At 41.6% G+C, this 22,881-nt stretch carries 22 protein-coding genes; 16 read left to right on the forward strand and 6 right to left on the reverse strand.

The window, feature by feature from the left end:
* Window positions 1-8 precede the first annotated feature (8 nt).
* From F9802_RS05380 to F9802_RS05390, 3 genes are read left to right on the forward strand one after another with little or no spacing between them, the layout of a single operon-like run.
* Window positions 9-1,547 (forward strand): acyl-CoA carboxylase subunit beta, encoded by a 1,539-nt coding sequence (locus tag F9802_RS05380; protein WP_152150125.1) that lies wholly within the window; start codon window positions 9-11, stop codon window positions 1,545-1,547.
* Between the two features lie 17 nt (window positions 1,548-1,564).
* Complete coding sequence (locus F9802_RS05385) at window positions 1,565-2,254, forward strand: CoA transferase subunit A (protein ID WP_152150126.1); 690 nt, start codon at window positions 1,565-1,567, stop codon at window positions 2,252-2,254.
* A complete protein-coding gene (locus F9802_RS05390; protein ID WP_152150127.1) occupies window positions 2,229-2,921 on the forward strand; it encodes a CoA transferase subunit B in 693 nt (230 codons plus the stop codon). Before F9802_RS05385 ends, F9802_RS05390 begins: the two co-directional genes overlap by 26 nt.
* A 127-nt stretch (window positions 2,922-3,048) precedes the next feature.
* On the opposite strand, the gene F9802_RS05395 is transcribed toward F9802_RS05390, so the two are convergent.
* Complete coding sequence (locus tag F9802_RS05395) at window positions 3,049-3,654, reverse strand: trimeric intracellular cation channel family protein (protein ID WP_152150128.1); 606 nt, start codon at window positions 3,652-3,654, stop codon at window positions 3,049-3,051.
* A gap of 191 nt (window positions 3,655-3,845) precedes the next feature.
* Here F9802_RS05395 and hflX point away from each other — a divergent pair, with 191 nt between their 5' ends.
* The 4 genes from hflX to glnA all read left to right on the forward strand — a co-directional run bounded on the left by hflX (window position 3,846) and on the right by glnA (window position 8,322).
* Window positions 3,846-5,096 carry a GTPase HflX gene (hflX, locus tag F9802_RS05400; protein ID WP_152150129.1) on the forward strand — a complete coding sequence of 417 codons (1,251 nt, stop codon included), beginning with the start codon at window positions 3,846-3,848 and terminating at the stop codon, window positions 5,094-5,096.
* 18 nt (window positions 5,097-5,114) lie between these two features.
* Complete coding sequence (locus F9802_RS05405) at window positions 5,115-6,377, forward strand: methionine gamma-lyase family protein (RefSeq protein WP_152150130.1); 1,263 nt, start codon at window positions 5,115-5,117, stop codon at window positions 6,375-6,377.
* Window positions 6,378-6,535: 158 nt separating this feature from the next.
* Entirely contained in the window at window positions 6,536-6,940 is a 405-nt protein-coding gene (locus F9802_RS05410; protein WP_152150131.1) for a MerR family transcriptional regulator, read from the forward strand.
* A 47-nt stretch (window positions 6,941-6,987) separates the two neighbouring features.
* The gene (gene glnA, locus F9802_RS05415) at window positions 6,988-8,322 is read left to right on the forward strand and encodes a type I glutamate--ammonia ligase (RefSeq protein WP_152150132.1); all 1,335 of its coding nucleotides are present in this window, start codon (window positions 6,988-6,990) and stop codon (window positions 8,320-8,322) included.
* Between the two features lie 110 nt (window positions 8,323-8,432).
* Here the strand turns inward: glnA and F9802_RS05420 are convergent, their stop codons facing one another.
* Complete coding sequence (locus F9802_RS05420; protein WP_152150133.1) at window positions 8,433-9,302, reverse strand: LysR family transcriptional regulator; 870 nt, start codon at window positions 9,300-9,302, stop codon at window positions 8,433-8,435.
* Between the two features lie 133 nt (window positions 9,303-9,435).
* On the opposite strand from F9802_RS05420, the gene F9802_RS05425 reads away from it, so the two are divergent.
* From F9802_RS05425 to F9802_RS05435, 3 genes are read left to right on the forward strand one after another with little or no spacing between them, the layout of a single operon-like run.
* Window positions 9,436-10,635, forward strand: coding sequence for a trans-sulfuration enzyme family protein (locus F9802_RS05425; RefSeq protein WP_152150291.1), 1,200 nt, complete (start codon window positions 9,436-9,438; stop codon window positions 10,633-10,635).
* Complete coding sequence (locus tag F9802_RS19905) at window positions 10,620-11,396, forward strand: L-2-amino-thiazoline-4-carboxylic acid hydrolase (RefSeq protein ID WP_225435197.1); 777 nt, start codon at window positions 10,620-10,622, stop codon at window positions 11,394-11,396. The genes F9802_RS05425 and F9802_RS19905 overlap by 16 nt, the downstream gene beginning before the upstream one ends.
* Window positions 11,386-12,612 carry a Zn-dependent hydrolase gene (locus F9802_RS05435; protein ID WP_152150134.1) on the forward strand — a complete coding sequence of 409 codons (1,227 nt, stop codon included), beginning with the start codon at window positions 11,386-11,388 and terminating at the stop codon, window positions 12,610-12,612. Before F9802_RS19905 ends, F9802_RS05435 begins: the two co-directional genes overlap by 11 nt.
* 46 nt (window positions 12,613-12,658) lie before the next feature.
* On the opposite strand, the gene F9802_RS05440 is transcribed toward F9802_RS05435, so the two are convergent.
* The 4 genes from F9802_RS05440 to F9802_RS05455 all read right to left on the reverse strand — a co-directional run bounded on the left by F9802_RS05440 (window position 12,659) and on the right by F9802_RS05455 (window position 16,642).
* Window positions 12,659-13,924, reverse strand: a complete 1,266-nt coding sequence (locus tag F9802_RS05440) for an Nramp family divalent metal transporter (RefSeq protein WP_225435198.1) — start codon at window positions 13,922-13,924, stop codon at window positions 12,659-12,661.
* A gap of 75 nt (window positions 13,925-13,999) precedes the next feature.
* The gene (locus F9802_RS05445) at window positions 14,000-14,662 is read right to left on the reverse strand and encodes a helix-turn-helix transcriptional regulator (protein WP_152150135.1); all 663 of its coding nucleotides are present in this window, start codon (window positions 14,660-14,662) and stop codon (window positions 14,000-14,002) included.
* A 16-nt stretch (window positions 14,663-14,678) separates the two neighbouring features.
* Window positions 14,679-15,632: a glutaminase A gene (glsA, locus tag F9802_RS05450; protein WP_225435206.1), complete on the reverse strand. Its 954-nt coding sequence runs from the start codon at window positions 15,630-15,632 to the stop codon at window positions 14,679-14,681.
* A 59-nt stretch (window positions 15,633-15,691) separates the two neighbouring features.
* On the reverse strand, window positions 15,692-16,642 hold the full coding sequence (locus F9802_RS05455) for an agmatinase family protein (protein WP_152150137.1): 951 nt from the start codon (window positions 16,640-16,642) through the stop codon (window positions 15,692-15,694).
* A gap of 468 nt (window positions 16,643-17,110) precedes the next feature.
* Here F9802_RS05455 and F9802_RS05460 point away from each other — a divergent pair, with 468 nt between their 5' ends.
* From F9802_RS05460 to F9802_RS05485, 6 genes are all read left to right on the forward strand, one after another.
* Window positions 17,111-19,045 (forward strand): lasso peptide isopeptide bond-forming cyclase, encoded by a 1,935-nt coding sequence (locus F9802_RS05460; RefSeq protein ID WP_152150138.1) that lies wholly within the window; start codon window positions 17,111-17,113, stop codon window positions 19,043-19,045.
* Between the two features lie 14 nt (window positions 19,046-19,059).
* Entirely contained in the window at window positions 19,060-19,197 is a 138-nt protein-coding gene (locus F9802_RS05465) for a paeninodin family lasso peptide (RefSeq protein WP_152150139.1), read from the forward strand.
* A gap of 184 nt (window positions 19,198-19,381) precedes the next feature.
* The gene (locus F9802_RS05470; protein ID WP_152150140.1) at window positions 19,382-21,334 is read left to right on the forward strand and encodes an asparagine synthase-related protein; all 1,953 of its coding nucleotides are present in this window, start codon (window positions 19,382-19,384) and stop codon (window positions 21,332-21,334) included.
* Between the two features lie 15 nt (window positions 21,335-21,349).
* Window positions 21,350-21,535: a paeninodin family lasso peptide gene (locus F9802_RS20200; protein WP_152150141.1), complete on the forward strand. Its 186-nt coding sequence runs from the start codon at window positions 21,350-21,352 to the stop codon at window positions 21,533-21,535.
* 92 nt (window positions 21,536-21,627) lie between these two features.
* Window positions 21,628-22,560, forward strand: a complete 933-nt coding sequence (locus F9802_RS05480) for a phosphoenolpyruvate carboxykinase (ATP) (protein ID WP_152150142.1) — start codon at window positions 21,628-21,630, stop codon at window positions 22,558-22,560.
* Window positions 22,557-22,859 carry a lasso peptide biosynthesis PqqD family chaperone gene (locus F9802_RS05485; protein ID WP_152150143.1) on the forward strand — a complete coding sequence of 101 codons (303 nt, stop codon included), beginning with the start codon at window positions 22,557-22,559 and terminating at the stop codon, window positions 22,857-22,859. The genes F9802_RS05480 and F9802_RS05485 overlap by 4 nt, the downstream gene beginning before the upstream one ends.
* Window positions 22,860-22,881 lie beyond the last annotated feature (22 nt).

A 22,881-nucleotide genomic window follows, 5' to 3' on the forward strand; every position in this document is an offset into this window, starting at 1 on the left:
AAATTAATATGAACGAAACAGATTTGAAATCGAATTACGAGGAAAAGAAAGACACCATTTTAAAAGGCGGACAGGAGAAGTACCACGAAAAAAATAAAGAACAGGGAAAAATGTTTGTCCGTGATCGTCTTCGTCTCCTTTTTGACAATGGTTTGCAAGCAGAAGACGGCATGTTTGCTAATGTAATGGCTGGAGACTTGCCGGCAGATGGTGTCGTGACCGGAGTTGGAAAAATCAATGGCCGGACAGTGTGCATCATGGCCAACGACTCCACTGTGAAAGCTGGATCTTGGGGCAAGCGGACAGTAGAAAAAATTATCCGCATCCAAGAAACGGCAGAGAAACTTCGCTGTCCAATGCTCTACCTTGTTGATTCAGCAGGGGCGCGGATTACAGACCAGCTTGAAATGTTCCCAGGCCGCCGGGGAGCTGGCCGTATTTTCTATAATCAAGTGAAAATGTCTGGAAAAGTACCGCAAATCTGCTTGTTGTTCGGTCCATCCGCTGCGGGCGGCGCCTACATTCCAGCTTTTTGTGACATCGTTATAATGGTCGAAGGAAATGCTTCTATGTATCTCGGCTCGCCACGGATGGCGGAAATGGTTATCGGTGAAAAAGTGACGCTTGAACAAATGGGCGGGGCAAAAATGCACTGTTCTATTTCAGGCTGTGGAGATGTACTCGCAAAAACAGAAGAAGAAGCGATTGAATATGCAAAAAAGTATTTAACGTATTTTCCTGACAATTACACGGAAAAGCCTGTTCCTAAAACACCGAAAGCACCGGCTGCTTTTGAAAAAACAATTGAAGAGCTTATTCCTAAAAATCAGAATGCCCCTTTTGATATGTATCAGCTGATTGAACGCTTGATCGATGAAGACAGTTTTTGTGAGATTAAGAAATTGTTTGCTTCTGAATTGATTACAGGGCTTGGACGGATTAAAGGACAGCCGGTTGGCATCATTGCGAACCAGCCGCGCGTCAAGGGAGGCGTTTTGTTCCATGATTCAGCGGATAAAGCGGCTAAATTCATCAGTCTGTGCGATGCATTTCACATTCCGCTTTTATTCTTGGCAGATGTTCCGGGCTTCATGATTGGCACAAACGTGGAAAAAGCCGGCATCATTCGCCATGGGGCAAAAATGATTTTTGCAATGAGTGAAGCGACAGTGCCAAAAATGACAGTTGTCGTCCGCAAAGCATACGGTGCTGGCCTTTATGCCATGGCAGGCCCGGCATTTGAACCGGATTGCTGTCTCGCCCTTCCAACTGCTCAAATTGCTGTCATGGGCCCAGAAGCGGCTGTCAACGCGGTCTATGCGAATAAAATTGCGGCGCTTCCGGAAGAAGAACGAGCCGATTTCATTAATGAAAAACGAGAAGAATATCGTAAAGATATCGACATCTATCGCCTCGCTTCTGAATTGATTATCGATGATGTAGTGGAGCCGAATCATTTGCGGGATGAACTCTCTGCCAGACTCGATGTTTATATGTCCAAATATTTAGTCTTCACGGATCGCAAACATGGTGTGAATCCGGTGTAATAAAAGGAGGGGAAAGCATGAAGAAAATCTATTCTGATTTTAATGAGGCCGTTTCCGGAATTAAAGATGGCATGACGTTAATGGTTGGCGGTTTTGGTTTATGCGGCATACCTGAAAACTTAATCAAAGCCCTCGCTGACTCTAGAGTGACAGACTTAACTGTTATTTCCAACAACTGTGGAGTAGATGATTGGGGGCTGGGACTGTTATTAAAAAACAAACAAATCAAAAAAATTATCGGTTCTTACGTAGGGGAAAATAAAGAATTTGAGCGGCAAATGCTAGCGGGTGAAATAGAAGTGGAATTAACACCGCAAGGAACGCTTGCCGAAAAAATTCGTGCCGGCGGAGCCGGAATTCCAGCCTTTTTTACACCGGCTGGCGTTGGAACCCCAATAGCGGACGGAAAAGAAGTCCGTGAATTTAACGGAAAAGAATATTTGCTGGAAGAATCATTGACTGCTGACTTCAGCCTCATTCGAGCGTGGAAAGCGGATAAGATGGGCAATTTGATTTATAACAAAACCGCCCGTAACTTTAATCCGATGATTGCAGCTGCCGGCAAGATCACGATCGCTGAAGTCGAAGAAATCGTGGAAACAGGCGACTTGGATTCGGATTTTATCCATTCACCAGGCATTTACGTGCAAGCATTGATTCAAGGAAATCAGGAGAAACGGATTGAAAGAAGAACAGTCCGCCAATAAAGGAGGGGTACGAGTGGATACGAGAGAAAAAATTGCCAGACGGGCAGAAAAGGAAATTGAAAGCGGCAACTACGTGAACCTAGGAATCGGAATACCAACACTTGTGGCCAATTTTATTACTGAAAATAAACAAGTGGTGCTGCAGTCCGAAAACGGTTTGCTCGGCATTGGCCCTTATCCTACTGAAGGGGAATTAGATGCTGACTTAATCAATGCAGGAAAAGAAACAGTGACTGCGATTCCCGGTTCCGTTTATTTCGACAGCTCCGAGTCATTTGCTATGATCCGCGGCGGCCATGTTGATGTGGCTATTCTTGGCGGCATGGAGGTTTCACAAAACGGTGATCTAGCCAATTGGATGATTCCAGGGAAAATGGTTAAAGGCATGGGCGGTGCGATGGATCTTGTCCATGGAGCACGTAAAACAATCGTCATCATGGACCACGTGAACAAACACGGACAATCAAAAATTTTAAAAGAATGCCAGCTGCCATTAACGGGTAAAGGAGTCGTTCAGCGTATTATTACTGACCGGGCGGTGATGGATGTCGGTTCACATGGACTTGAACTGATAGAAGTAGCAGAAGGTTATTCGGTGGAAGATATTTTAAATTGTACAGAAGCGGACATGACTGTGTCTGAAAAGGTAAAACTTCAGGCGTTTTAACAAAAAAGAGGATGTCTACAAAGTGCCTGGCTCCTCCCTTGCAAGACAACAGTATAAAATCAATTGATTTTATACTGCTGTCCGATGTTGGGGATGCCTGGCTCTTTGTTTCTAGACAGCCTCTTTGTTAATGGAGCGCTCTTTTTGGGAGGCTCCATCTATGTTTGTAGGATAGAACGCGAAGGGCAGTGATAATGATAAATAGAACGACCAGCTCGGCAGGGGTGCTCGCTATGCTTAATCCGATTAATAGTCCGGCAAGCGCCGCCCATACGCCGTAAATTTCATTGTGAAGCAAAGCTGGCTTCCTTCCTGCAAGTAAATCGCGCACAAGACCGCCGCCGCTTCCTGTTAGCACAGCCGCCACAATAACAGCACTGATTGGGTGCTCCATGTCAGTTGCGTATAATGCACCCTGGACGGCAAACGCGGACAAGCCAATGGCATCGAAGAAGTTCCCCCAGACAGGCCAATGCTTTAATAAATTATGAGGGAATAATATCGTCGCTGTAATAGAGAATAATGCTATTTGAAAAAAGGCTCCTTGTTCCCACAAAGCAGAAATAGGTACGCCTATTAATAGGTTCCGGATCGCTCCACCGCCAAAAGCGGTAATCATCCCTAATATATAAACGCCAAATAAATCATAATCTTCTTCCATGGCGATAATTGCTCCCGAAATGGCGAAAGCCACTGTGCCAATTACGGTAAAAATGTCCCAAGTTAATCCCACTGGTGTCACCTCTTTTCATCAATTGCTCCCAGCAATCTATTATAGTACTAGAATAAATAAAGAGCCAGCCCATAAATTGTTAAATAGATCATTACATAAGAATTGAAGATTCAATTGCTCGGTTATTAGTAATTTGTTTGTCTTTTTGATAAGATGATGGATAGAAAATTGTGAGGAAAGAAGGAAACTAATTGAAAAAAAATGAAAAAGAACGAGTCGTTCTTGCAGGCTGTCAACTGACGGATGACACAGAGCAGTTTTTGTATTCAATGGAGGAGTTAAAATCATTGACAGAAACGGCACAAGGGGAATCAGTGGCAATGATTACTCAAAAAAGAGAACGTATTCATCCTGGTACATACATCGGCAAAGGAAAGGTGGAGGAACTGCAGCGGCTTGAAGAAGAGCTGGAGCCTGATATTATTATTTTTAACGATGAACTGTCACCGAGCCAAATCAGAAATTTATCGGCCGTGCTTAATGCAAGAGTCATTGACCGTACACAATTGATTCTCGATATTTTTGCGCGCCGTGCCCGTTCAAGGGAAGGGCAGCTGCAAGTGGAACTGGCCCAGCTGCAATATTTACTGCCAAGACTTGCAGGGCAAGGAACAGCACTTTCTCGTCTCGGAGGCGGAATTGGAACGAGAGGGCCTGGTGAGACAAAACTTGAGAGTGACCGCCGCCACATTCGCCGGCGGATTGATGAAATTAAACGGCAGCTTCAAACAATCGTACACCACCGGGAGCGGTATCGCAGCCGGCGTAAGAAGAATAAAGCATTTCAAATTGCGCTTGTTGGCTATACAAACGCCGGTAAATCTACTTTGTTCAATCGGTTAACGGCATCTGATTCTCTGGAGGAAAACCAGTTGTTCGCTACGCTCGATCCATTGACGAGAAAATTAACCTTGCCAAGTGGATATCAGGCGATTTTAACGGACACGGTTGGGTTTATACAAGATCTTCCCACAACGCTTGTTGCCGCTTTTCGTTCGACGCTGGAAGAAGTAAGCGAAGCCGATTTATTGCTGCATGTCGTTGATAGTTCGAATCCTGACTTTAATCAGCATCAACAAACCGTAAAAGATTTGCTTCAGCAGCTAGATATGGACCATTTGCCGGAATTGACTGTTTACAATAAGAAAGATGTGCGGTATGAAGATTTTGTGCCTTCTTCAGATTCGGAGCATTTGCTGATCAGCGCGCTGGAGCAGGCTGATCGATTAAAATTAAAAGAAACGATCGAAAAAATGATGAAAGAACAAATGAAGCCATACAACGGACGGATTCCGGCTTCAGAAGGAAAGCTGATTGCCCAGCTGAAAACGGAAACGATTGTTGACTCGACATCTTTTGATGAAGAAGAACAAGTTTATCGCATGAAAGGGTTCTCCTTCAGCGATCATCCAGTCGCAGGCGAAATCAATAAATATACATAATATAAAGGGAGAACACCAATGTTTGAATTACTGACACAAGGTCAAAGAATAAAGCCGATCGCTGAAGAGGCTGAAGCACAAATTGCCAATGTGCACCGCGGTATAGAAAAAATGGCAGAAACGAATCAGTTCCGAGTGCTGGAAAGCTTTCGCCACCGCCAAGTGAGTGAATTTCATTTTACACCATCAACCGGATATGGCTATGATGACAGCGGCCGCGATACACTCGAAAGTATTTATGCGGATGTATTTGGCGGGGAAGCGGCACTCGTCCGCCCGCAAATTATTTCCGGTACCCACGCCATTTCTATCGCTCTTTTTGGTATATTGCGTCCCGGTGATGAACTTCTTTATATAACGGGAACCCCGTACGACACATTAGAAGAAATTGTTGGCAGCTCCGGTAAAGGAAACGGATCGCTAAAAGAGTTTGGCATCTCTTATCGCAGCATTCCGCTCGAAGCGGACGGCAAACCGGATTATTCGGCAATTAAAGCAGCCATTCAGCCAAATACGAAAATGATCGGCATCCAGCGTTCCAAAGGATATGCTGTACGCCCTTCTTTTACGATCGCAGAGATTGAGGAAATGATTCGTTTTGTGAAAGAAATCAAAAGCGATGTCGTCGTATTTGTTGATAATTGCTACGGCGAATTTACGGAAGAAAGGGAACCGTGTCATGTAGGGGCAGACCTAATGGCTGGTTCGTTAATTAAAAACCCGGGCGGCGGGCTCGTTAAAATGGGTGGTTATATAGTCGGAAAAGCTCCTCACGTAGAAAGCTGTTCCTACCGAATGACATCGCCCGGCATAGGAGCGGAGGCAGGGGCAAGCTTGTACAGTCTGCAAGAAATGTATCAAGGTTTTTTTCTGGCGCCGCACGTTGTGGCCGAAAGCTTGAAAGGCGCCGTGTTTACGGCAGCGATGTTAGAGAAAATGGGAATGAATACTTCCCCTAAGTGGCACGAAAAAAGAACCGATCTCATTCAGTCGGTACAGTTTGACGATCGTGAAAAAATGATTGCTTTTTGCCAGGCAATTCAGTATGCTTCCCCCGTTAATTCGCATGTCACCCCGTACCCGAGCTATATGCCCGGCTACGAAGACGATGTGATCATGGCAGCGGGAACGTTTATTCAGGGGGCAAGCATTGAACTTTCTGCCGATGGGCCGCTTCGGCCGCCTTATGCTGCTTATGTGCAAGGTGGATTAACGTATGCCCATGTGAAAATCGCAGTGTGCCAGGCACTGAACGATTTAATTGAAAAAAAATTATTATAAAAAGATAAGTCAGCCGAAACGGGGGTTTCTTCCGTGCATGGCTGGCTTTTTTTATCATTTAATGCAAAATAAATTCATGTAATAAAACCTAACATAGGTTTGACACATAACGTGACGGGATATATAATAAATAACGTTAAAGAAAGGAGGAGTCATTGATGAGTAACAAAATTAGGCGTTCAATGCCATTATTCCCTATGGGGACTGTCATGAAACTGACAGAATTATCTGCCAGGCAAATACGCTATTATGAGGAACATCAATTGATTCGTCCGGAACGGACGGAAGGCAACCGCCGGCTCTTTTCTTTATACGATATTGATCGTCTGCTCGAAGTGAAAGATTTGCTTGATGAAGGCATCAATATGGCAGGAGTGAAAAAAATCCTGTTGCAAGAAGAAAATAAAGAAGTACATAGTAACGTTAAAGAAGCCGCGGGTAAAGACAAAAAGGATTTTACAAATGAAGAAGTAAGAAAACTGCTGCGCAAAGAATTGATTAACGCCGGCCGTTTTCATAGGGATGATCTCCCTCCTGGAGAAAGATATCGTTACTTTCATTAAAAACACAGTAATCAAGCAACTCACTATTTGAGGAGGAATTTGTTTTTATGGGCAAGTATACAAAAGAAGATATTATGAATTTAGCTAGGGAAGAAAACGTAAAATTTATTCGTTTGCAGTTTACCGATATTTTAGGAACAATTAAAAACGTTGAAATCCCGGTTAGTCAATTGCCGAAAGCGCTGGACAATAAAATGATGTTTGATGGATCTTCTATTGAGGGGTTCGTACGCATTGAGGAATCAGACATGAATTTATATCCCGATCTTGACACTTGGGTAGTTTTCCCGTGGACAGCAGAAAAAGGAAAGGTTGCCCGGTTAATTTGTGATATTTATATGCCAGATGGAACGCCTTTTGCAGGAGATCCCCGCAACAATTTAAAGCGCATCTTGAAAGAAATGGAAGAGCTCGGTTTTTCTAATTTTAATTTAGGGCCTGAGCCCGAATTCTTCTTGTTTAAGTTAGATGCAAACGGCGAACCGACACTGGAGCTGAATGATAATGGCGGTTATTTTGATTTAGCGCCGACAGACTTAGGCGAAAACTGCCGTCGTGACATTGTACTAGAGCTGGAAGGAATGGGGTTTGAAATTGAAGCTTCTCACCATGAAGTGGCTCCCGGACAGCATGAAATTGATTTTAAATATGCCGATGCGTTAACTGCTTGTGATGAAATTCAAACATTTAAGCTCGTTGTCAAAACGATTGCCAGAAAACATGGACTGCATGCTACATTTATGCCGAAACCGCTTTTCGGTGTGAGCGGCTCAGGAATGCATTGCAATATGTCTTTATTTAAAGATGGCAGAAATGCCTTTTATGATGAAAGCGGCGAACTGCAGCTAAGTGAAACAGCGTACCAATTTATCGCCGGCACAATCAAACATGCACAAGCTTATACAGCAATTACAAATCCGACAGTCAATTCCTATAAGCGACTCGTCCCTGGTTATGAGGCACCTTGCTACGTAGCCTGGTCAGGCCAAAACCGCAGCCCGCTGATCCGCATTCCATCTGCCCGCGGCATGAGCACGCGCGTGGAAGTGCGCAGCGTCGATCCGGCGGCCAACCCATATTTAGCGATGGCTGTTTTGCTGCAGGCAGGACTGGACGGCATTAAAAATCAAATGACGCCGCCGCCGGCAGTAGACCGTAATATTTATTCTATGAATGAAGAAGAGAGACAACAAGAAGGTGTTGAAGACTTGCCGGCTACATTGGCAGAAGCGCTTCGCATTTTAAAGAAAAGCGACGTGATTAAATACGCCCTCGGCGAGCACATTCTCGAACACTTCATTGAAGCAAAAGAAATCGAATGGGATATGTTCCGGACACAAGTCCACCCATGGGAACGCGAGCAGTATATGAAAATGTATTAATATCTCTTCTTGTTTGAAAGGGAAATTAATCTGCAAACAGAGGAAGAAAAGTAAACGTAAAATAACCTCGGCACATATTTGTGGCCGGGGTTATTTTTTGTGGAAGTGCTTCATGCAGATAACCATTTTCTGAGCGTTTCTATCATTTTTTTGGCGGCGGGTGACATCTTTTTGAGTGAAGGTGCGGCGATGCCAATTGTGCGGTAATAACCTCCTTCCAATTCGATTGCCCGCACATTATTGGGCAGCCGGTACAAAATCATTTCGGGAAGGATACTGATTCCAAGGTTGTTTTGTACCATCGAAATGATCGCCTGATCTTCTGACGTTTCGTACTTCACGTTTGGTTTCACTTTATGTTTCGTTAAGATTCTTCTCACATCATTGTCGATACTTGATTTTGGCATGATAAATGCTTCGTTTTTTAGCTGACCGAAGGAAAGGCATTCCTCGTTGTAAAGAGTATGTGCGTCCGACACAAGGCATAACAATCGATCATTTTTCAGTGGTAACGCATCAAGTGATTTCGCCGCCGGCAAAGATACAAAACCAAAATCGACTGTGCCGTTCGCAATCCATTCGTTGATTTCATCGTAATTTCCTTCAAATAACTTGATCTTAATTAATGGAAATTGCTCCGTGAAGCGTTTAATAATTTCAGGAAGCCATTGAATTGAAACACTCGGGAACGTTCCGATTCGCACGATGCCTTTTTCAATGCCGTTGATGGTGGCCACTTCTTGCATCATTTGTTCATTCCATTTTAATATTTCACGGACATGCAGCAGTATCCGCTCGCCATTTTCAGTCAGATTGGCACCGGAGCGGCCTCGCGTTAGTAAAGTAAAGCCGAACTCGGATTCCATTCCGGCTATGGCATGACTGACGGCGGATTGCGTTAAGCCGAGAGATTCCGCTGCTTTTGACAAGCTGCCTAAATCAACTACAGCACGGAATACTTCAAATTTCGCAATACTCATATCTCTCACTCCATGTATTAATTTTATTCATCTATCCTATTATAAATATTCATTTGTTTTATGGAAAGGGTGGGTTCTATAATAAAGATAAAGAAGAAATAGAGGGGGAGTTAAATTGAACAAGTATTGGGGAATGGATACCGCGCTTATTCATCAACAAAACGGTGGTGAAAGGCAAAATGGCGCTGTCGCACAAGCGATTGTTCCGGCAGTTGCTTATTCGTTTGCTGATTGCGATACCGCAATTGATGTAGTGTCTGGTAAAAAAGAAGGCATTTATTATGGACGATATGGAAATTCGACATTGCGCGCCGTTGAAGAAAAAATGGCCGTGCTTGAAAACGGGGAGGCAGCGCTCGGTGTTGGATCGGGTATGGCAGCAATCTCTATCGCATTGCTCGCTTTTTTAAAACAAGGCGACCATGTGATTGTGACGAAAGACGTGTACGGCGGCACACATAAATTTTTAACGAATTTGGCGCCGCGTTTTGGGATTTCATTCAGTTACGTCGATTGCACAAATGTGGATCATATTTTGCGGGCGATGCAAAGTAATACGAAAGCCGTTTACATTGAAACGCCGTCCAACCCGCTGTTAACTGTGCTGGATATTGAGGCGGTTGCTAAAATAACGAAACATTACAACATTCCGCTAATTATTGATAATACATTTATGTCGCCTTATTTGCAAAGGCCGCTAGATTTAGGAGCGGACGTTGTTGTCCACAGCGCGACGAAATATTTAAACGGCCACGGAGATGTTCTTGCTGGATTTGTTGTTGGCAAAGCGGAACATATACAATTTATGCGTCAAAGTATTATGGGCGATCTTGGCCAAGTATTAAGCGCATGGGATGCGTTTTTAATTTTGCGCGGTTTGAAAACGCTCGGACTCCGCGTCGAACGTCACTGCCACAACGCACACGAAATTGCGTCTTTTCTAGAGAGTCATCCTCTCGTTGAAAAAGTGTTTTATCCAGGACTTGAATGCCACCCTCAATATGAGCTTGCGCAAAGGCAAATGAAAGGAATGGGCGGAATTGTATCCTTTGAATTAAAAGGCGGCTTAGAGGCAGCGAAAGCATTTATGGATGCCTTGCAGTTGTCTATGATTTCGTTTAGTCTTGGCGATCCTGAAACACTCGTTCAACATCCGGCAACGATGACGCATTTTTCTATGTCCGATGAAGAGAAAACCGCTGCAGGTATAACAGATGGACTGATCCGGCTGTCCGCGGGTCTCGAAAGTGTCCAGGATATTATGGCAGATTTAGAGCAAGCACTTGCGGTAGTTAATCAAAGAGGAGGAAAATTATTATGGGAAACAGTGTAAAAAAAGGAATAGAAAATCTTGAACCGGTATCTATGTTTACTATTACAGCCAAGTTGATGACACACGTTTTAACGTCGGTGACGGAGCGTTTCGGCGATGAAGGGAAAGCGGCGGTAGAAGCAGGCGTGCGGCGCGTAACGGAAGAACAAGTAATTGACTTGAGAAAACGCACTGGACAGTTGGAGAAAGAATTAGATTCCAGTGCACTGTTCCGTTACGAAAAATTGTTTGATGCACAGGATGTGGAACACACGTTTAATGAGTACGCAAAAGCACAAGAGGAAGAAGGACTCGAAGCATTCACGATTTATGCGATGATGGCGAAGCTGTTCGCTCATGTGTCAAAATGTGTAGTGGACGCGTTTGGTGAAGCGGGTCAGGAAGCGATGATGAATGGAGTGGGTACGTTCGGCGAAGAGCGCGGGCGCGATATTGCCCGGCGCGCAGCTGCGGTCGGCAAGCCGAATACGATGGACAATTATTTATCCAATTACGATATGGGCCGCAGTGATCTGTTTGAATATGAAACGCTTTTTCATCCGAAAGAAATTGAGCAGACGTTTACGAAATGCGCGTTTGCGGAGCAGTGGAAAAAAGACGGAATGCAAGAGTATGGCATTTTGTACTGTCATATGATTGATCCATCCATCGCGAAAGGATTTAACCCGAATTTTGAAGTTGTTCACGATCAGTACGTTTTAAAAGAAGGGGTTTGCCATTTCCGTTTTCAAATGAAGGATGAAGCGCAAAATGAAAATTAATCAAGAGCGTCTTTGGACACGACTGCACGAGTTGAGCCAGTTTGGAAAGCAGGAGAAAGGCGGAGTGACCCGCTTTTCTTTTACAGAAGAAGAACGTAAAGCAAAAGATCTCGTTATTTCCTACATGAAAGAAGCGGGAATGATGGTGCAAGAGGACGCGGCGGGAAATGTTATTGGGCGAAAAAAAGGAAAAAATGAAGCGTCACCAGCTGTATTGATCGGTTCTCATATTGATTCGGTTCCAAAAGGCGGCATTTTTGATGGGCCTCTCGGCGTGATTGCCGGTATTGAAGTTGTTCAAACGATGAATGAATCGGACGTCGAGACGGAGCATCCGGTGGAAGTGATCGCTTTTACAGATGAAGAAGGAAGCCGGTTTGGTTTTGGCATGATCGGCAGCCGGGCTCTTGCAGGAACACTTCAATCTGAGCATCTGCAACAAAGCGATCAAGACGGAATGACGATCGCACAGGCGATGGCAAAGGCCGGATTAAATCCAGAGTGCATCGCGGAGGCGGCTCGGAATCCGGAAACGGTCAAAGCGTATGTGGAGCTGCATATTGAGCAGGGGAAAGTGTTGGAATACGCTGGGCATCCGGCTGGGATTGTAACCGGCATCGCGGGTCCTTTATGGACAAGATGGACGATAAAAGGTGAAGCAGGCCATGCCGGTGCGACGCCGATGAATCAGCGGAAAGATGCGCTCATGGCCGCTTTAAATGTCATTCAGTATATCGAGGAAGAAACGAAAAAGTACCCGAATGCGGTGGCGACAGTCGGGCAAATCGATGTTAAACCGGGCGGGGTTAATGTCATTCCGGGAGAGACGACGTTCACGCTCGATTTACGTGATATTGACGAGAGCGTCCGAGATGAGGTAGAAGCGAAAATCATTTCATATGCGCAGGCATTTTGTGAAGGACAGGGAATGGAAATCGAGGTTGACACACTTCAAAGAGTAGCTCCTGCCCCTTGTTCCGATGAGATTCGCGCTGTGATGGAAGAAGCATGCCGCGCGATGGGTATTGATCTTTATTCCTTGCCGAGCGGTGCCGGTCATGATGGCATGCAGTTTAACGAATTTTGTCCGATTGGCATGATTTTTGTCCGCTCTAAAAACGGAATCAGCCATAACCCCAATGAGTGGAGTTCAAAGGAAGACTGCGGCATAGGGACATCGATTTTATATAATACCGTGTTGCATCTTGCCAAATAAAAAATCCTCAAAAGTCAGTTCCAACTGACTTTTGAGGATTTTTAAATTAAGAGCCCATAAATACTTTAATAGCATCAACCAAGCTGTAAAGACCGAGACCAGTACAAATTAATGCGACAATCCCGCCGAAAATATTAGCTTTCAAGGAGTTCGTATATTCACCAAGACGTCTTTTGTTATTCATAATGATTAATAATAAGATCGAAATGACCGGTAATAAAATACCGTTTAATGCTTGGGCGAAGAGAAGAACGTCCATTGGTTTCAAGCCGAGGCCGGATGAAACAATACCAATGACCATGATGCCAACAAATACAGCTTTAAAGCGTTTGTCTTTCATTCCGTTTTCCCATTTTAGTACACCGCCGATTGTCATGGCTGCCCCGAGCGGCGTTGCCATAGCAGAAGAAAGGCCAGCTGCAAAGAGCCCAACACTAATGAAAACTTTTGCCCAGCTTCCTAATAGAGGCTCCAATTGCAGTGATAATGCTGCAACGTTTTCCACTTCTATGCCTCTAATTAACGTAGCGGATGTGATTAAAATCGCCGCTGTAATTAAACCACCTACTCCAATTGAGACGATAATATCCAAACGAGATTCTTTTAAATCACTTGGTTTATTCCATCTTTCTTGTACAGTTGTTGAGTGAATGAACAAATTATATGGAACGACGGTTGTTCCAATGAGAGCGATAACTGTAAGGATTGAGCCAGCAGGGATAGTGGGAACGAAAGCTCCTTTGAATACTTCTCCCATGTCAGGAGCGGCTACAATCATTGTTGTAATAAATGTGATACTCATAATGATGACAAGTGTAATCATGATTTTTTCAATAAACTTATAATTGCCGCCTAAGCCAAGAATTAAAATAATAATACCAACGACTGGTCCGAGAACGTGTTCAGGTATTCCAGTAAGTGTAGTGAGTCCTAACGAGGTACCAATCAAATCACCAGCTATATAGGCTGCACAGCCAACGCCGATTGAAACGATAACAAGCCACATTGAACCAAATTTTAAGATTGGGTTTGTGAATTGTTCCCTAATCGCGTCACCGAGGCTTTGCTGTGTAATAATCCCAAGACGGGCCGACATTTCTTGTAAAATGATCGTTGCGATGATGGAAAAAACAACTGCCCATAAAATGGCGTAACCGAATGATGCGCCGGCTCTTGTTGCGGTCGTTACAGTACCTGGGCCGATAAAAGAAGCGGTAATAACTGCTCCAGGACCGATTATTTTTAGTTTGTCTTTAAATGTCTTTTTCTCTCCCAATGTCTCGCCTACCTCCGATATTTTTCTCTCTTCCAACTGTCCCCAACCCCTTTGTTGTAATATGGAAATAATTCTAAAAATTCAAATGGATAAATAGGGAGAGCCGCACGCTCATGAATCAGAACGGGACTCTTCCAAGTAATTATAAATGGTTTGTTTTGAAACACCGAGTACCTCTGTAATTCGATCTACAGAACCTTGAATAAGAAAAGCACCTTTATCATCGAGCTGATGAACGAAATAAATTTTCTCTTCACGTGTCATCTTTCCAATGGGTACACCGATTTCCAAGAGGGTGTTTTCTATGAGGTGTTCAAATACTTCTTCAATGTTTTTCGCATAGGATTCGTTTATTGCATGATCAATTTGATTTACATCATGCGTAACGGAAAATTCACTAATAATTTGGTTCACCATAGAAAAAGCAGTGACATCAAAGTTAATACCGAGAAAGCCGATGACTTTTCCTTCGGGATTACGGATGAAGGAAGTAGATGTTTTTAAAAGCTTGCCATCTTTTGTTCTTGTTGTAAAACCAAGCATGTCTGTCACGTCATCGCCGTGGCGGCGCAGCTTTTTTAAAATGACTTCAGTCGTTGGTGCGCCAAGTTCCCGGCCTGTGACCGTCCCTTTAATGTAAATAAGAGACGATTGAACGTTGTGTAAATCGTGAATGACGACTTCACAGTTGCTTCCGAACGTTGCGACAATCATGTCGGCAATAGGAATATAGCTTTGCAAAATCTTTTTATTGTTATCATTACAGTCGTTCATTACATCACCAAATTATTTAAAAGATTTTTATATCGTATACTTGAATAAAGTCTTCTAGTAATCGTGTCCCTTTTATACTGTTACCGTTTTCATCAATCGCCGGTCCATAAATGCCGAGCCCACATCCGTCTGACAGAAGTGGATGATGACGGAGTGAAGGTGGAACCGCTCCCAAAATACCGCCGGAAACGCCGCTTTTTGCAGGCAGGCCGATAAATGCTGCGAATTTTCCAGAAGAATTATACATGCCGCATGTGAACATTAATATTTTTGTCAGTCGAACGATCGGCGCTGGAATAATTTGGATTTGGCGTACTGGATCAAAACCATCTAGTGAAAGGATAAGGCCGATTTTCGCGAGATCTTCTACGTTTATTTCAACTGAGCATAAATTAATGTACGTAAATAATGTGTCTTCCACGCTGGAGGCAAGAAGGTTGTGTTCTTTTAGAAAATTAGCAAGCGCCCGGTTCCGGTAAGCTGTTTCCCATTCCGACTCGAACACTTTTTTATTGATAGTAACATTTTTATCAATTAAGGAAGAAAGAAGGTGGACAACCCCCTGGATTTTTTCCGTAGGGGTTGTACCTGGTAATAAAGAAGCTACTGTTAAAGCGCCTGCATTAATCATTGGATTAAATGGTTTCTGTTTATCTTTTAATTCGAAGCGCAAAATGGAATTGAAAGGATCACCAGTAGGCTCTACATCCACCCAATCTAATACGTAGGAGGGACCTTTGTACATGCAGGCTGCTATGAAACTAATCACTTTTGAAATACTTTGAAGCGTGAAAGGAATCTCGTAGTCACCGTGTAAATGAATCTTTCCATCTGGCAAAAGCAGGGCACATGCCAAGTAGTTTGGATTCACGTTTTTCAATTCGGGAATGTATTGAGCGCATTCACCTGAAGGTTGATCTTTATAGTAAGCAATCTTTTCCTCGAAAAAATGATCTACTTTATAATCTATGTTTAATTGTTGATTATCGAGTTGTTGAGTCCCCACTTTGCACACCTGCACTTTACGAATTAGTCATTATTTTGATTTTTGTTCAAAATAACGCCCGCTAAAGCATACAAAATAATGGTTGACGCTAAATGCGCTGAAAATTGGCTTGGATCTTGTTGTGGATACACTTCGACAAAGTCCATGCCGATAACGCCTTCCTTACAAATTTCATGCACAAGTGTCAGTAATTCATAAGATGTCAAACCGTTTCCATCGACAGGGCCGCCTGGATTAAAAGCAAAATCAAGCACGTCACTGCAAATGCTTAAATAAACGCAGTCAACATCTTTACTAGCAAGCTGATGAATTTCTTTTGCAAATGCTTTCAAATCTTTTTGAGCGCGAATATCATTGATTGTAATCGTGACCGCATTGGCTGCTTTCGCATTGCGTCCGGCTTGCGGCTGGTTTCTTGGTCCGTGAATTCCTGTATGGATAATGCTTTCATTTCGCACTCCGTCTAATTCATATAAACGTGCAAATGGACTGCAACGTGCAAATTGGTCACCGTTATGGGACGGCAAGTTATCATAATGTGCATCAAGGTGGATAATGCCCACTTTTTTGCCTTGATCTGTCAACGCTTTCACAATTGGAAATGTAACGCCGTGATCGCCGCCAAGTCCAATTAAGAATTTGCCGCTTTTCCAAAGGTTGCCTGTGAATTCTGTAATGCGGCGCATTGTTTCATCAACATCTGCCGGAACAACATCAATATCGCCGGCATCGCCAAGCTTTATATGTTCGAAAACATCAATATGATCGAGTTCAGGTAAATAACCACTGTATCGGCCTGAGCATAGGCGCATAACTTTCGGTCCGAGCTCACATCCTGTGTAATCTCCCCACGTAACGGCACCTTCCCAAGGAATACCGTATACAATTGCGTCTACATCATTCGTAGCTTTGTCTTTTGAAATATTTTTTGCACCGAGAAAACAAGGTGTATTTCCATAAATGTTATTTGACATAAGTTGTCATTCCTTTCTAATAGGGGATTACGTAATAAATCAGATTTACTACTTGAATATAATTTTTTTTAGAAAAAAAGTCAATTTAAATTTTAAAAAAATTAAAAATCATATTCACCTATACTTATATATTTGCATTTTTATAGGATGAGATGTCTAGTTAACTAACTAAAATTTGAAAACACTTAAATAAAATAATTTATAAGCAGTTGACACCGGATAGAGGTGATGTTACATTTATTTTACAAATGTTCTTAATAAAGAACCAGGGATTTTTTTATGAAAAGGTTTTTTAAAAAATTAGCACTTTATTTATTCAAATGAATAAAGCAAATCAATGAAGGTTTCCGTAAATGTGAAGCGTTGTTGTGTATAAGCGAAATTTAACACATTTGTTCTTCAACAAGAACAAGCGCAACATATGTTTTGGGATTTACTGTGCATAATGGTGTACTTTGGAGGAGAGAAATGAGTGCAATAGCTGGTATTTATCATCTAAATGGGGAACCAGTGTCTGTTGATCATAGCAGCGGAATGATGGGGACTTTAGAAAAGTTTCCTGCCAATGATATTCAGACCTGGCATAAAGAAAATGTCTTTTTAGGTTGTCATGCCCAGTGGATTACACCTGAATCTGTAGGGGAACAATTACCATTCTATGATTATGAAAGACAATTGGCCATTACAGCTGATGCCATCATTGATAATCGGGAAGAATTGTTTGGGAGATTACAAGTGGATCGGGAGGATAGAAAAAAGATCACTGATAGTCAATTAATTTTACTTGCTTACCATAAGTGGGGGGAAGAGTCACCGAAGTTTCTAGTGGGTGATTTTGCCTTTATGATCTGGGACGAAAAAGAGCGGAAATTGTTTGGGGCGAGGGATTTTTCTGGGACAAGAACATTATATTTTTTCCGTAGTCAGCAACGATTTGTTTTTTGCACCACTATAAAGCCATTATTTACTTTACCTTATATAAAGAAAGGTTTGAATGAACAGTGGCTTGCTGAATTTTTGGCGAATCCAGGAATGTATGATTCGGTTGATCCATCTTCAACAGTATATAGAGGCATTGAACAAATACCACCTTCACATTCAATCTCAGTTAAAAATAATAAAGTAACATTAATAAGATATTGTACCCTGCCCGAGGGAAATAAATTAAAACTAAAGTCAGATAAAGAGTACGAAGAGGCTTTTCGGGATGTTTTCCAAAAAGCAGTGGATGAGAGGTTACGTACTCATCATAACGTTGGTGCCCACTTGAGCGGGGGACTGGATTCTTCATCAGTCGCTAGCTTTGCAGCTAAATCTCTATTAAAGGAAAATAAAAAATTACATACATTCAGTTACGTTCCTGTAGATGATTTTGTGGATTGGACACATAAAAGTAGAATTGCCAATGAAAGACCGCAGGTTGAATCGATCGTACAACATGTAGGAAATATGTCAGCAAATTATTTAAGCTTTGAAGAAAGAAATCCATATTCAGAGATAGATGATTGGATTGAAACATTAGAGATGCCCTATAAGTTTTTTGAAAACACATTCTGGTTAAAGGGGATATACGAAGAAGCTAGTCAAAAGGGAATTGGTGTCCTTTTAACTGGACAGAGGGGGAATTGGTCCATATCTTGGGGGCCTATCTGGGACTATTATGCTTTATTACTAAGAAAAATGAAATGGTTGCGGTTTTATCAAGAAATACACCTATTTAGTAAAAATATAGGGGCTGGTAAGAAAAAGATATTAGCGGCAATCAATAAAAAGGCATTTCCCCTTTTATATCAGGTTCAAGATTCAAAGGAATTCGATTTTCCTATGTTTATAAATAAAGACTTTGCTTTAAGAACTAAAGTATTAGAGAAATTACATGAACATGGCATTGATACTAAAGGCAGAGTGGGTTCTAACTCATATAAAATAAGAATGCAACAGTTTCAACAATTGTATTACTGGAACACAACTGGAACATATGGATCAAAGCTATCTTTAAATTATAGGGTAGTAGACCGTGATCCTACGAATGATTTAAGAGTAATCCGCTTTTGTTTATCAGTTCCAGAAGACCAATATGTACAAAACGGGTTCGATCGATCTTTAGTTAGAAGATCAACAGAAGGATATTTGCCTGACAACATTCGTTTAAACCTACGCACTAAAGGAGTTCAAGGTGCAGACGGCGTACATCGCATGAAGCCAATTTGGGATAGATTTATCGATGAAATTGAACAACTACAAAAAGAACCACTAATACGAGAATTATTGGATATTAATGTATTAGAAAAATGTCTTTCGATTATTAAAAGCAGCCCAAAACCAGAATTAGCATTCGAATTCGAATTTAAAGTTTTAATGAGGAGTTTAATTTTGTATCGTTTTATCAAAACGCTGAATTGAAAGGAGGTGACAAGATGAAAAAAGTGTGGAAAAAGCCGGAATTAGAAGTACTTAATGTAGGTATGACTATGGCGGGACCAGGGAATAAAACTCCCGATGCTGTTCAGCCCGATCCAGATGCACCTCTCTTTGATGTAGTGCATTATAGTTAATTTTAAGAAATATTTACGTTTCCGCCCTTATACGATTTGCATTGTATGAGGGCTTTCAATACTTATTTCTTTTCAGACTGATCAAAATACATAATAAGGCTTTTAATAAACTTATATTCGGGTTAATAACGGTGAATGAACTGTTGCTTTTCATTAGAGATGGTAAAGAGAGGAGGGAGAAGAAATGAGTGCCATTGCTGGGATTTATCAGATAAATAAGATGCCGATTAATATTGAGCACAGTAACGATATAATGAAAAGTTTTGAGCGATATCCTTGTGATGATATTGGCACCTGGCAAAATGAGAACGTGTTTTTAGGTTGCCATAACCAATGGATCACACCCGAGTCGGTTGGTGAGCGCTTACCTTATTATGATTCTGAAAAACAATTATCTATTACTTGCGATGCAATTATTGATAACCGTTCAGAATTACTTGAAAGGCTGCAAGTCAATCAGGCTAAGAGAAATAAGATCACAGATAGTGAATTAATTGTACTGGCTTACTTAAAATGGGGAAAGGAATCCCCCAAATATTTAATAGGCGATTTTGCTTTTATGATTTGGGATGAAAGAAAAAAAATCCTTTTTGGTGCAAGAGATTTTTCAGGAGCACGTACTCTTTATTATTATAATGACCACTCCAGATTTGCCTTTTGTACAATTATTGAGCCCTTATTCAAGCTGCCATACATTGAAAAAAAGTTAAATGAAGAGTGGCTTGCTGAGTTTTTAGTTATTCCGACAATTGTTGAAAGTACAAATATAAATACGACAGTTTATAAAAATGTTAACCAGCTTCCACCTTCCCATACGATTACGATTAAAGGCGGTAACGTATCACTTGAAAGATATTGGAGTTTAGGTTCAATCGAGACGTTAAACTTAAAGTCTGATGAAGAATACGAGGAAGCTTTTCGAGATGTTTTCAATTTAGCAGTTACCGAGAAGCTACGTACATGCGGGAATGTTGGAGCTCATTTAAGCGGAGGACTTGATTCAGGATCCGTTGTTAGTTTTGCTGCAAAGGCTCTTAACAAAGAAAACAAACAATTACATACGTACAGTTACATACCGGAAGATGCTTTTACTGATTGGACACCTAATTATTATAGAGCAGATGAAAGACCTTTTATAAAAGAAACTGTTCAACATGTAGGGAATATCAAGGATCAATACTTAGATTTTGTGGGGAAAAGCCCATTATCGGAAGTGGATGATTTCTTAGGGCTAATGGAAATGCCCTATAAATTTTTTGAGAATGCCTTTTGGCTTAAAGGAATTAACGAGAAGGCTCATAACGAAGGTGTGAAAATATTATTAAACGGTGCAAGAGGCAATCACTCCATCTCATGGGGATCGTGGAAATTAAATATGGACTATTATGCTTCATTGTTAAAAAAGTTAAAGTTATTACACTTAAACAAAGAGTTGGATGCATACTGTAGAAATTTTAAAACAGGTAAAAGAGTCATGCTGCCAATGGTGGCGAGAAATGCATTTCCCACTATTGCTCGACTGTTAGCGGCGAATAAAAAATCTGACTATCATTTCCCGTCCTTTATCAATCCAGCATTTGCCCGGAAAACGGATGTATATAATAGACTTCAACAATATGGCGTTGATGTATCGGGAACTTTTCGTGGAGATCTTAACGATTATAGAAGGAAACATTATGATCACCTTTATTTTTGGAATAAGAGCGGGACGGCAACGACGAAATTATCTTTACGTTATTCATTATGGGACCGTGATCCAACAAACGATTTACGTGTCATCCGATTTTGTTTATCCATTCCCAAAGAGCAATATGTCCAAAATGGGATGGAACGATCATTTTTAAGAAGAGCAACAAAAAACATCCTTCCTGAAAAAGTCAGGTTAAATCATTCTATACGCGGTATTCAAGGGGCAGACACAGTACACCGAATGAGTTCAAGGTGGACTTATTTCATTGATGAACTATATGAGCTAAGCAACGATCCGATCATGACTGAAATTCTTAATATAGAAGTAATTAAGAAGGCAATAGCTTACATAAAAGAACAGCCTAGCCCGGATCTCACATGGACTGATGAATTTAAAATAGTGACACGCAGTTTAATTGTTTATCGGTTTCTAAAAAGCTTGAATTGAAAAGGAGGTGAATGTATGAAGCAGCAATGGAAAATGCCAGTATTGGAAGTCCTTGATATTAGTATGACAATGAATGGACCCGGAAATGCAAACCCTGATTGCTTTGATGTGTCGGAGGCGCCAAGAGGCGAAACTCATGATGGGATGTCAAATGCAAGTTGTAGGCCAAAAGGCGGCGGCAGCAGCCCCTTGGATAGTTAACTTCTAAGCTTTACGGTTTGGCTGCCCTTATACTAACACATAACGTATAAGGGGGCTTAAGTATTAACTTCACATGAAAGCCAGGAGGTCATATGTTAAGTACTTTAAATAAAGTCGTTTATAAAGCTTTCGGTTTAAATGTTACGAGTGAAATCCCTTTGCCGGAATTGCCCGAGATTACTGATAAAGGGAAAGGAATTGATATTGTAATAGAATTAGCGGATTTAACAGACTTATGGAATGAATTAGCTGAACCTAACCGCTATTTTATAGTGAAGGAAAACTCAGTCTTGTTTCAAATACCGAATACGGCTACTTATTATATAGAGAATGGGGAGAAAATAATTGTTTCACCCATGAATGGTTCCAATGAGGGTCATGTACGGCTTTATATTTTAGGTACTTGTATGGGTGCCCTGTTATTGCAAAGAAAAACCCTGCCTTTACACGGAAGCGCAATTGCCATTAATGGAAAAGCATATGCGATTGTGGGTGATTCGGGGGCAGGAAAGTCGACTCTTGCTTCAGCCTTTTTAAATAAAGGATATCAGCTATTAAGCGATGATGTCATACCAGTATCCCTTACTAGCGATAACATTCCTATCGTAACTCCTGCATATCCACAGCAAAAGCTTTGGCAGGAGAGTTTAGATGCATTTGGAATGGAAGCAAATGAATATCGGCCAATATTCGATCGCGAAACGAAATTTGCTATTCCGGTCACATCTCAATTTGCAGCTAAATCACTCCCGCTAGCAGGAGTGTTTGAATTAGTTAAAGCAGATACGAATGAAATTGTGATAAACCCTATCTCGAGTCTCCAACGATTGCATACATTGTTTTATCATACGTACCGTAATTTTTTAATTGCCCGGCTTGGCTTAATGGAATGGCATTTCCAAATGACAGCGAAAATTGCCAATAAAATTCAAGTGTACCAATTGCAGCGGCCGATCAACCGATTTACAGCAAATGATTTAACATCCTTAATACTAAAAACAATCAATAAGGGGGTTGAAGTATGATTACAAACCAAAATATTTCATTAAACTATGAAGTTACACAAGGACAGGGCAATATTGTCAGTGATATGGACGGAGAAAAAGTGATGTTAAGCATTAATAATGGGAAATATTACAATCTAGGTGAGATGGGCGGGGAGATCTGGGATCTGATGCAGGCACCAATTACAGTAAATCAAATGGTTACTACTTTATTATCTAGGTTTCAAGTAGAACAAGACGAGTGTGAGGAGCAAGTGACATCCTTTTTAAATCACTTATTTGCTGAAGGATTAATTGAAATTGTGAACAAGGAAATTTAACAGTTTACTTTTTAAGGGGAAA

This window comes from Bacillus aerolatus (genome assembly GCF_009183655.1).
In the GTDB taxonomy this organism is placed as follows: Bacteria; Bacillota; Bacilli; order Bacillales; family Domibacillaceae; genus Pseudobacillus; species Pseudobacillus aerolatus.